Source organism: Glaesserella parasuis (assembly GCF_002015085.1).
In the GTDB taxonomy this organism is placed as follows: Bacteria; Pseudomonadota; Gammaproteobacteria; order Enterobacterales; family Pasteurellaceae; genus Glaesserella; species Glaesserella parasuis.
This window is the reverse complement of the sequence record NZ_MUXW01000011.1, coordinates 1-12,519: the sequence shown is the minus strand read 5'-3', so window position 1 is coordinate 12,519 and position 12,519 is coordinate 1. Positions and strand designations below refer to the sequence as shown.

Here is a 12,519-nt window from a genome sequence, read left to right as displayed (position 1 = left end):
AATTGTTGAAGGGGATAAAGTGACCATCAACTACACCCCAGAACTTGAAAATGGAACAGCGGGTACACCGACGACATTGACTTACACCTATACTAATGGTGAGTGGAAACAAGAACCAACAGACACATTACAGCTACCTACCGAAAAAGGAGCAAATAATGTTGTCAGCGTGAAACTCCCAGAAGACAAAGTAGCCGACAACACCGAAGTCAAAGCGCAAACTACTGATGTATCAGGAAAAACATCAGCAGAAAGCGATACAACTAAAGTTGTTGCTCCGTTTGATGAAAAATCAGCGCAGCCAACTATCATGGTGAAAGCAGTTGACGTAGTAAGCAATGGCGAAGCAGCGAATAATGAGCCTGAAAAAGCGATTGTGACTGTGGATACAACCCAAAACGGTCAAAAAGCGCCGAAAGGTTCACTTGTGAAAGTGTACAAAGCAGGTGAGCTCAACACCCCAATTGGTGAAGGTGTTATTGATGAGAATGGTAAAGCGGTGATTACCATCACAGAAAATACAAATGGTGCACCACAAGATATCAAATCAACAGATAGCTTAGTTGCAACAGTCCACGAAGTGGGTACTGATGGCACAACACCAGTGAAAGCACCAAGTATTCCGTCTACAGCTGTTCAAGTAGGAACACCTGCTGTCGGTAAACATGATGCGAATAATCCACAATCTGGTGGGCATGAAGGTGATACAACTGCACCAACCACAGCGCCAACCTTAACTGCAGTAACTACAGATGAAGGTTTAGGCTCAGTGAAAGTGGGTTTACCAACTGACGCAGTAGAAGGCGACAGAGTGATAGTAACATTCACTCCTGAAACACCTGAAAATGCACAACAGGTGAGCGTGACTTTAACTAAAGGCGCGAATGGCTGGACTTCAGATAAACCAGACCTCATTGCAAACCCAGTGAACGGCAACGAAGTCACCATTGAAAAAGGCAAAGTAAAAGACAACACGGAAGTCACCGCTGTCATTAAAGACTTAGCGGACAATGAGAAAGCTGCATCACATAATGCGAGAGCGTATCCGAATGAGCGTACACCACTCAGCAGCGTAACTTTAGAAAAAGCGATTGACACAGACACCGCCTCTAACGCAACACCAGAGAAATTTACTATTACAGGTAAATCAGAAAAAGGTGCGACAGTGACAGCGACTATTACATTACCAAGTGGTGAAAAAGTTGTTCTTGGAACCTTCAAAGTTACTGAAGAAAATGGTTCATTCAGTTTCGATACAACAGACATCAAGAAAGATGAAACATTAAAAGCGAAACTAACAAACTTCACATTCAACACCGAAAATGGTCAAGCAACCCAAATCACTGTTGAAGCGACTAAAGAAGGCAAAGCGCCGAGCCATGCTCAAACTGTTAACGCAAAAGCAGCAGCGAAAGGTGTAAAAGAAGATCATACCGAAACAACAGCACCAGATAACCCAACCATTACCCCATACATGGAAGGCTTTGGTGGTGCGAAAATTACACTTCCAACACCACAATCTGGAGAATTATTGGAAGTAAAAGTTACAGTAACACCAAAAGCTGAAAATGGTCAGGATACACAACCAGCGAAAGAAGTAACTTTAACTTACAACGGTACAACTTGGTCATTGCCAAATAACGATAGCAGCAATCTTGGTCTTACACTCAAAAAAGACGGAGATAAAAACGTTGTTATTCTAAGTGGCGATAAAGTGCCATATGGTGGAACAATAGCTGCTACCACAACAGACTTTGCGGGTAACAAACCAGAAGCAGTAACACAAAATCTGAACAAAGGTCCAACAGACGAAACAGCTAAAGAGCCAGATTACAGCAAAGACCGCACAGACGTGCCGACAATCAAAACTGGAAGAACCGAAGGAACTGGTACTAATAGCGACCAACCAAACGCAGGCGACATTGTGGCGAAACCAGGCGGCGATAATGACAGAATGGTTGTGAAGTATGTAGATGATCAAGGTCAGCCGAAAGAAATAGCTGTGAAGAAAGATCTTGAGCAAGGTAAGTGGGTATTAGACGATACGACACCAGCAGACAAAAAACCTGCTAGCACCGACGACTATATCATCAAAGACGACGGTACTGTGATTGTCAAAGGTTCAAAAGTGAAGGATGGCTCAGAAGCAGAAGCGGTGGGTTATAAGACTGTGGGAAGTGAATCAGTAGCATCAAACAAACCTTATGAAACTAGTGATACAACAGAAAACAACACTAGATTGACAACCGTTCAGGAAGCCAAGATTAAGGCGTTGGTAGATGATACTACACCGAAAGAAGCTGATGCGCCTCATTTGGTGAAAGGTAAGGACAATACCTATCAACAAGGTACTGCAATTATTGAACCGCAAGGGGATAATGAGAAAGTTGTTGTGTCCTTCAAAGGCTACACCATGACTCCGACAGCGATGCCAGGAGAGACAACCAGCAATAATCAGCCAATCCCAACAGTGAAACCTCAGAATGGTACATCATCGGTCAGTGAAGATGTAGATATGGTGCTAGTGGCTCAAAAAGTTAATGGCGTTTGGGAACTCTTTGCTGCAACCAAAGCAGATTATGAGAAGTTACAACAAGCACAAACAACACCAACCGACAATGGCGAAAACCCTAGCAATACACAGGGTGTTGGACTTGTTTCTGCTAAAGATGCTGGTATTGCAACTATTGATCCGAATACAGGCAAGATTACCCTTAACGCAAATGCGGTTAAGGATGGATCCTCTGTGACAGCTAAAGGCTATAATGCGTTAGGATTGCCGACAGAAGGTAAAGATGCGGTTGAAAAAACACAAGGGGTAAATGGTCAACCAGATCAAGTCACCTCTAATACATCAATTACCGTAGGCAGCGATCTCCGTCAAGATCAAGACGTTGTTGCAGATAAACCTTCTCTTGAACAGCTCAGTAATGGTGATATGGTCGCTCGTCCTCAAGGTGATAATACTAAATTGGAAGTGGCTTTTGAGAAGAAAGGCAGCAATAATAATGAGAAAACGACAGTTACCATTGAGCAGGGAGAAAAAGATATTTCCTTCGCTTCAGAAGATGGTCAAACCCAAACAGCTAAGGTTAAAGTCTGGAAATTCAGTGAGAACCAACAAAATCTTACTGAGGATAACGATGGTGATCCAAATACCATGCTTATCAATGGCGTGAAAGTCAAACTGAGCCCAGAAACAGGCGAATTAACCCTTGATAAATCAGGCTTAAAAGAGAATAGCAACATTACCGCCGTAGGTATTGAAGCAAAATCTAACCGTAGTGAACCGCCTGCAGAACAGCAAGTTAAGGCAGATCCAACGCCTACGGCAGATCCTGCAACAGTAACGCCTGATGGCACGATCATTCCTGGTGGTGATACTAAGGAGTATGGAATCTTCAAAAAACCGCTTGAGGGTGAAGGTGAAGCACAATCTATTGGTAAGGTTGTGAAGGGTGAAGATGGTCAATGGACAGATCAAGGCTTACCAAATGGAATGGCGGTAGATCCTAACACGGGTAAAGTTACAGTTCCTGCGGAACAGGTAGGAGAGAATAACGGCATCTATGTTGAAACCAAGGATGGCAATGGTGCAATATCGGGTTCTGGTGAACCAGTGAAAACGCCAAAAACGGATACAACACCGGATGCAACAGATAAACCAACCATTACACAAGGCACAGATGAAAATGTTGGCGGCTTAATCATTAAGCCAGGGCAAACCACTACACCAGCAGACACAGATAATGTCCGTCTTGAAGTGAGCTATGTGAAAGAGAAAGCTGAAAATGGTGAAGATAAGCCAACAACAGATGCTTCAACTCAAACAGCGGATGGTAAATTAGTTACGACGAAAAATACCCAAACTGGCAAATGGTCTTTTGAAAAATTAACGAGAGAAGTGGAACAAGATGGTGCTGACGGTCAGAAAGTTAAAGTAACTGAGCAGTATGATGTCCCATCTACTGTGGCAGAGATTAATCCTGAAACAGGTGAAATCACGTTAAAAGCCTTTGAGGTGATGGATAATACTCAGGTTAATGTGACTGCGTACAACAATAAGAATGTACCAGCTAAAACAGATCCAGCAACAGCCGCCGCAAACCCAGGTACAGTTGCAGAAGCGGATCAACCAAAAGGTCCTGAGATTATTACGGTAGAGCCACCTCCGCCATCACCACCAGATGATTCACAAACGTCTGCAGATCAATTAGATACCCCAACCCTGTTCCAAAATACAAATACAGGTGAGGTAAAAGTCACTCCGGGTACTAACGTTGACTTTATCAGCTTCACTGCTGCAATAGGCGGACAAACTCAAAACTTTGCCTTTATTAAAGATGCGCAAGGTCAATGGGAAAAATACGTGATGAAAGTTAATGGCGGCGATATTGATAACAATGGCGTATTAAGCGGTACAGAAACTATTGAGTACGAACCAGTTGACTCTAATATAGGTAGCCCTCCGTTTACTATCCAAAATATCACCAGTGATAAATTAACCAATATCACTGTAGGTAGAGCAGGTGATGAGTATTTAACAGTAACACAAGATCAAGCAGTCCAAGATAATATGGATATTGGTGGAAAAGGTGCGCATACTGTTCATGAATTTAAAGTGAAAAAAGCAGATTCAACAGAAGCTGTACCGGAAAAAATGCACGTGTTAAGTAACGGTGAGGAATTGGTAGCACCGATTATTCAGGCTCAACACGATTCAACAGCACAAAAATATCGCGTTAAAGTGATCGCAGATCCAACAAAATTGAGTGCGATTCAATTTAATATTGATGCAAATGGTAATGACAATGTGTTTTCTCTGAAATCAAATGGTACAAATTGGAGTTATTACAATTACTGGACTGATAATGGTAATTACAATGATGGTCCGAATAAAACTCTAGTTAAACAGGGAGAAGCTAATAACATTATTTATATTGAAGACGTAGGTTCAAACAAAACTTTCCATATCAATAATGATCTAGAAACGAGTAACAAAGAAAACCTGGTTTACGAGATTTTCTACGGCGCTAAAGCAAATGTTGATGGTAAACGTATGGATGACTTTTATGAAAGTAAGTTAACGTATGAAGTGATAGCTGATAACAGTACAGCTGGAGCCATTACATTGACCGATGTAAACATGAGGCAAAACCCTCAAGCGTTTACTGGTCCAGTACAATCAGCAGGTGGTTCAGGCGGCACTAACACGGGCGGCGACAGCGGCGGAACCCCAAACTGGTGGTGGCACAGCTCAACCACAACCTACACCGCCTGCACAACCACCAGAGCAAGTTGATGCACCAACTGCCCAAGTGGATTCTGCAAGACAAGGTGGCGTTAAAGTTAAACCTGCAGATACTAACAGCGGTGCTAAATATCGTGTGGACTATGTGGATGAAGCGACGGGTCAATCAAGAGTGATCAATGTGAAGAAAACAGGTCGCACTTGGGCATTTGAGCAAGAAGGTTCAACAGGTTCGATTGATAATCAGAAGATCCAGCTTAATGCAAACACTGGTGAATTAACCTTTGCTCCGGAAGCGGTGAGAGATGGCGGAAAAGTCATCATTACCGCTTACGATAGTCAAGGAAATGCTCGTGCTCAAAAAGATGTGGTTGCAGCAGATGAACCTATCACTGTGAAGCTAATCCGTGATACAGCATCAGAGAATATCGGCGGAGCGAAAGCAACACCGGCAACTGGTACGAATAAGTTCAAGCTAACTTTCACTGATGAAGGAAACAACATTAACGTAAGTAAACCAACTGCTCATAACGTGGTTTACGAAAAAGTAAATGGTAGTTGGAAAGTGGTGGAGGTTGATGGTCAGAAATCCTCAACTATCACAATTAATGGTGTATCTGTTGATTTGAATACTTCAAACGCCTATTTAACAGTGAATAGCAGCACTGGTGAAGTGACTATCGACCGCAATAGCTTAAAAGACGGTTCTACTGTTAGTATGATTCCATACAGCAAACGTGGCACGGAATCTTCTGGCAATGCCAAGACTATCACCACTGAAAAAGATAAATTAGTGACCGCACTTGATGATAGTAGTCAGAACTTAAGTCAGTTAAGGGGTACGGATCATAGATGGGGTGAAGTGGCTATCAAGGGCAACGGCGGCTATATAGATGGATTGGCACAGCTTGTACATGGTAAACGACATGATAAATCTGACACCAATAACGCGAAAGCTACGGTTACACCATTGACACAAGAGGAAGATAAGGCAACGGTTTCAAACGGTAAAGGTAAACGACTCAGTTATAGTGACAATAACGATGTAGTGAAAATCGGTGAGAAGGTCATGAATAAATGGACTTGGGATCCAACCTTGAAGTTTGATTTCAAAAATGGCGATGATATTCTTGCTGTAGGACACGACTTAGGTTATGGTGATTGGGGCTACTCTGGTCTGAAATCAGAATATGAACACTGGCAGAAAGTAGCTGATAGATATCGTGTTCAAGTTGATATGGGCGCCGGCAATGATATTTTGGCTGTTGGTTTCCACGATACTGATTGGGATGTGATAAAAGACAGAAATACCGGTGTAATAGATATTCATAAACGTAGTCAAGGTATTCACGGATATGAAAAAGTCGAGTTCCTGAACTCTAACGAATGGTACGGCGGTCAATTAGCTGGTGCAAAAGTCTTTATGGGTGATGGCAATGACACTGTTATCTTAAAAGGAACCCCTATTGATAGAAACGGACAACGTGCATCGAAGAATAGCATTATCGATCTTGGTGAAGGCGATAACCGTTTAGTTCTCACTCCGGGGGAAACCGTTGGTCGCGCAATGAGTAGCACCAAAGTGGTGGCGGGCAATGGCAACGATGTAGTGAAAGGTGACTCTTTCATTGAAAACACTGATATTCGTCTTGGCGGTGGTAGCGATGAATTTATCGCAAGAAAAGTGGAATACACTCTTGTTGATCTCGGTCATGGCGATGACTGGGCTGAGGTTAAAGGCGACATCGGTAATGGTGCTCAGATCTTACTCGGAGCTGGTAACGACGTATTCAGTATGAAAGCCGGATTAAGTCCTAACAACTCCAGAGTAGATGGCGGTTCAGGTGTGGATACGCTATTGATTGAGAAAAATGGCGCTCACATTACCAATCATAATATTAAAGGTTTTGAGAATGTTCTCTTTAGAGCCAATAATACAACGTTGGGAATTAGAGCTGACTATTTCGGATCTATTGAAGGACCAATGAAGGTATCCAAACTCAGCAACGTTACTGGTGCTAAAGTTGATTTGGGTATGAATGGTGATATGAGATCTAATGTATCAAATAATACAAATGATAGAGCAGATGGTTCATATCGTTGGACTCATAAGAGTACAGCAGCGGAAGGGGATAAAACATACGATGTTTATGAGTATGTTGTTGCTCCGAAACACCAAGTTTGGATTGAACAAGGTATCACAGTTCTCTAATCCCCAAAAAAGATTGACATGACATCGTTGTGTCAATCTTCACCAAAGAATAAAGAGGCAAAGCAATTTGCCTCTTTTTTTTGGAAAAACCACCGCACTTTGGTGAAAAATCTATTTTGGACGCCACGTGATCTGACCCCAAAAGTTTCAACCGCACTTTTTTTTACCTAAATTCAATTATACCCTCAGCCCCCATCCCCTTCGCTAGCGCTCAGGGACTTCCCCCATAAATGGGAGAAGAATTTTCTCATAACACTGCTCTACAATACTTCCCCCTCCCCTCCAATTCTTCCCCCGTTTACGGGGGAAGGTGCCCGAAGGGCGGAAGGGGGGGCGAATATGGGCGCTTTTCGATTGTTCTAAAAAGATTTCTCGTTAAAACTAAATAGCGTAGAATGATGTCATTTATCACTACATGCCTTGATAATCATGAATCCACTAAATTCGCTACAATTAGCTTTAAACCAATCTAGCCTTATTGAAGCCTCTGCTGGCACAGGCAAAACCTATACGATGGCAAATTTGTATTTGCGGTTGATTTTAGGGGTTCGGTGTCCCTCCCCATTAACGGTTGAACAAATCTTAGTTGTCACCTTTACCAAAGCCGCGACACAAGAGCTACGAGATCGCATTCGGGAAAAATTGGTCAATGTAGGAAAATGGTTTCGAGATCCCTCTTCTAAAGAAGCGCAAGAAGCATTACAAGAACCTTTTCTGGCAGAACTTTATCAAGAAGTTCAACCTCGTTTAAATGAATGTCTCTTACGCTTAAAAATTGCTGAACGTGAAATTGATTTAGCCAGCATTTTTACCATTGATAGCTTCTGTCAAAAGATGCTGTTTCAGTTTGCGTTTAGCTCTGGCATTCGTTTTGATATTGATTTATTGACGAATGAGAGCGAACTGCTTAACCGTTTGAGTGAAGAAACCTGGCGTGAGCTATTTTATCCAATGGGACTTGCGGAAACCGTTGCCGTTGCTGAAGAGTTAAAAACGCCTTCTGACGCATTAACCGCAGTGAAAGGTTATCTCTATGGCGATTTTCCAGATTTAGCGGCAGAGAACCAATGGCTAACGCAAGGCATTTCAAGCTATCTCACCGATTATCAAGCCTTGTTACAAAAAGCTAAACAACATTGGCTTGCCGTAGGGGCGGAAGCGGAAAGCCTGATTGTGACTGAGATCAATAAAAGCTACAAAAAAGGTGAAAAGAAAGCGCTCAGCCGTCGTGCTTATCAGATGCGTTGGGTTGAAAATTGGTTGAAAGAGCTGAACGAATGGGCTACAAGCGGTAGTCATTATTTCCCAACGAATAGCTTCTCTCGCTTTTGTCAGGATTTTATCAATGAAAAAGCAGAGGAGGGGGCAGAACCACTCACCCATGCTATTTTTGCAAAAAATCAAGATTATCTCACCGCTTACCAAACACAGTTTGAAGGCAAATCAAAAGCGATTTTGCTCTATCAATTCTTCAGCCATCTACGTCAAAAACTTGCCGATTATAAGCAAACCCATAAAGAGAAAAGTTTTGGCGATATGTTGAGCTTTTTGCTCTCAGCTTTGCAATCGGAACGTGGTACAGATTTAGCTCAACAAATTAGAGCCTTGTACCCATTTGCGATGATTGATGAGTTCCAAGATACGAACCAACAGCAATATGAAGTGTTCCGTCGTATTTTTATGGATCAAAATACCAGCGAGCAAGGTTTTATTATGATCGGCGATCCAAAGCAATCGATCTATAAATTCCGTGGCGCTGATATTTTCACCTATTTAACCGCGAAGAATGAGGTTCAGGAACAAGCAACCCTTGATCGCAACTGGCGATCTGTGCCTGAAGTGGTGGATAGTTGTAATCGTCTATTTCAGTTCCCAGAAGGAAATAATCCCCCATTTTTATATCACGGCATTCCTTTCCAACCAGTTAAAGCTAAAGAGGCTTCAGATACATTAGTTGGTGAACAAGTGACCAGATGTCTGTTAATCAGCACGGAGTTTGATGAACAGCTTGCGGCCGCTCACTGTGCTTATCAAATTCAACAACAGCTGAAAAAGAGTGAGCAAGGGTTGCTCTTTGTGCAAAAAGAGGAGGGAAATAGACCGCTTGAAGCCAAAGACATTACGATCCTTGTGCGTAGCCATAAACAAGCCAGTTTAATTCGTACAGAATTATTAAAACGCCATATTCCATCGGTCTTTTTCTCTGAACGAAACAGCGTCTATGAAACCCAAGAAGCACAAGATTTACGCTTTATTCTTTCTGCGTGTTTAAACCCTTACCGTCAATCCAGTTTGCTTTCAGCCATTGGCACATCGCTTTGGGGCTTAACATCGACCGACATTTTTAATATCAAACAAGATGAAAAAGCGTGGGATAATGTGGTGGAAAACTTTGTCGGCTATCAACAAGTTTGGCTACATCAGGGGATTTTACCGATGTTGCACCAAATTTTTGTGAAAGAAAATATTATCCAACGGATCAATGCTTTGCCTAATGCAGAACGTCGCATTACTGACCTGTTGCATTTAGCCGAATTACTACAAGGGGCAATGCCAAATTTAGAGAACGAGTTCGCCTTACTACGTTGGTATGAACAGCAATTAGCTAATCCCGATGGCTACGCCGATGAACAAAAACAGCGTTTAGAGAGCGAAGAAAGTTTAGTCAAAGTAGTGACTATCCACGGTTCAAAAGGATTGGAATACCCTGTGGTTTGGTTGCCGTTTGTGGCTAAAGCAAGCCAACCAGCCAAAAGTAAATCAATGGCGATCTATCAAAATGATGAAGGCAAGGCTTATTGGAGTTTCGGCTCACAATCCGACGAAATCAAAAAATATATTGATAAGGCAGAATTTGCGGAAGATTTGCGATTGCTCTATGTTGCGGTCACACGAGCGAAGTATCAACTAAACTTGATCTTGCCAAGTCAATTTGATGACAAATGGAATAGCCTAAGTTATTTGTTAAGCAGTGGCGAGATTGGAACAGGTGGTGTCACCCCTAGCCAAAATACGCAATATTATTTAGCGCAGAAAGGCATTAACGCAGAGCTGATTACAGTTGATAATGATGTGCCTGAAGACGATTGGCAACCAACACTCGTACAGCCTATTGATATTGAAGCCAAATCCTTTACAGGTACCATTCGCACAGTTGGGCAAATTACCAGCTTCACGGCATTACAGGCTCAAAATGAACGTTTGCAAAATAAAGGGCAAAACATACCGCTTGTAGCCTTTGGTGACGAAGCTCAAGATTATGACCGTACAGAGTTCATCTTATCGGATTTTCTTGAAGATAACGCTCAGCCATATAGTCGCTACCAATTTCCACATAGCACGAAAGTCGGTAATCTGTTGCATAAATTCTTTGAGCATTGGGATTTTCAACAAGCGGTGGATCAAACACAATTACAGGCATTGTGTGAACAACTTGATTTAGACGAAGCGTGGCTTGAGCCTTTAACAAGGTGGTTTGAGCAAGTTATTCAAACCCCATTTGGTGATCAAGCGGTAAGTTTAGCGCAGATTTTTACCCATAAGCGCTTGAACGAATGGCAATTTTATTTACGCTTATCCAATAAAGAAGCTTTATATCGACTTAATCAGCTACTGAAAAAATATAGCCCGCTAGCAAAACAGTTGCCTGATTTAACCTTATATAACCTTGAAGGCTTCGTGCGTGGTTTTGTCGATTGTATTGCCCAAATTGATGGCAAATTCTATGTGATTGACTATAAATCCAATTTTTTAGGCTACTTGCCACAAGATTATCAAGCTGACAAATTAGCCAAAACAATGGGACAATTCCGCTATGATTTGCAATATTTGCTCTATACCCTTGCCGTTCACCGCTACTTAAGCTCTCGCCTAGGTAAAAATTATAACTACGAACAACATTTTGGCGGAGTGGCTTACTTATTTCTACGGGGAATGAACGGCGAGCCAAATAGCGGCGTTTATTTTGATAAACCAAGTATGGAATTGATTGAAGAAATGGATAGGTTGTTTGGGTAAGAGATATTCTCTATATCAATAAAGCCCACTTTGAGTGTTTTGTGGGACGAATAAAAAGAAAAATGATATTTATTGTTTCGGATTAATGTAATTACTCCCCATATTCGCCCCCCTTCCGCCCTTCGGGCACCTTCCCCCGCAAGCGGGGGAAGAATTGGAGGGGAGGGGAAGTATTGTAGAGCGGCATTATGAGAAAATTCTTCCCCCATTTATGGGGGAAGTCCCTGAGCGTTAGCGAAGGGGATGGGGGCTGAGGGTATAATTGAATTTAGGTAAAAAAAAAGTGCGGTTGAAACTTTTTGGGGTCAGATCACGTGGCGTCCCTACAAACACTCCGAATGTTTTTCTGTTGGTGATAAAAAAATTCACAAACAAATCAACGTAATGGGTCGCACATTTCAATTATTCCAACAAATCAACTAACGCAGTGATTGTAGCGACGCCAAGCTTGGCGTCCAAAATAGATTTTTCACCAAAGTGCAGTGGTTTTTCCAAAAAAACAGAGGCAAATTGCTTTGCCTCTGTGGGTTATGGTGAAGATTGACAAAATAACTTGCCAATCTAGGGATTAGATAACTATGATGCCATTTTCAACCCAAACTTGGTGTTTCACGTCACTGTTTATGGTGTAAACATTATATGTTCTACCATCTTCTTTAACGGTACTTCCGTTCCTCCAAGAGCCACCCTGATCACCCAGGTTTTGTGCAGGACTATCCGCCAACCAATCCGAATTATTATTCCCCAAGTCAACCTTGACTTTATCGCCATTTTTGACTTCTGTGCCTTTCATAACCTTCATCGGAAGTTCTAAGCCAGAGGCTTTTAGGTCGGAGTATTTAATACCGATAATCGCACCGTTATCAACCAATTCAACACGCTCAAAGCCTTTTATCTTATCAGTGGTTGCTTTTGAACCGCCGCCGACACGATATAAGTCAATGCCGCTTCCGCCATTAATCTGAACATCGTAATCAATATGTTTTGAGCCTTGGAAGAAGGTATCGTTGCCTGTGCCTGTGGGGTACTGACTATTTTT

3 protein-coding genes and 1 pseudogene are annotated in these 12,519 nt (G+C 42.2%); 3 read left to right on the top strand and 1 reads right to left on the bottom strand.

From position 1 onward, the window contains the following. Window positions 1-19: 19 nt before the first annotated feature. The 3 genes from B0183_RS04380 (at window position 20) to recB (ending at window position 11,480) form a co-directional block, all read left to right on the top strand. Complete coding sequence (locus tag B0183_RS04380; protein ID WP_078208388.1) at window positions 20-5,302, top strand: hypothetical protein; 5,283 nt, start codon at window positions 20-22, stop codon at window positions 5,300-5,302. Further along, window positions 5,193-7,463 (top strand): hypothetical protein, encoded by a 2,271-nt coding sequence (locus B0183_RS04375; protein ID WP_131826761.1) that lies wholly within the window; start codon window positions 5,193-5,195, stop codon window positions 7,461-7,463. Before B0183_RS04380 ends, B0183_RS04375 begins: the two co-directional genes overlap by 110 nt. Before the next feature lie 429 nt (window positions 7,464-7,892). Next, window positions 7,893-11,480, top strand: a complete 3,588-nt coding sequence (recB, locus tag B0183_RS04370) for an exodeoxyribonuclease V subunit beta (RefSeq protein WP_078208387.1) — start codon at window positions 7,893-7,895, stop codon at window positions 11,478-11,480. Between the two features lie 568 nt (window positions 11,481-12,048). Here the strand turns inward: recB and B0183_RS12290 are convergent. Continuing rightward, window positions 12,049-12,519, bottom strand: a pseudogene (locus B0183_RS12290) (hypothetical protein); the annotation flags it as partial.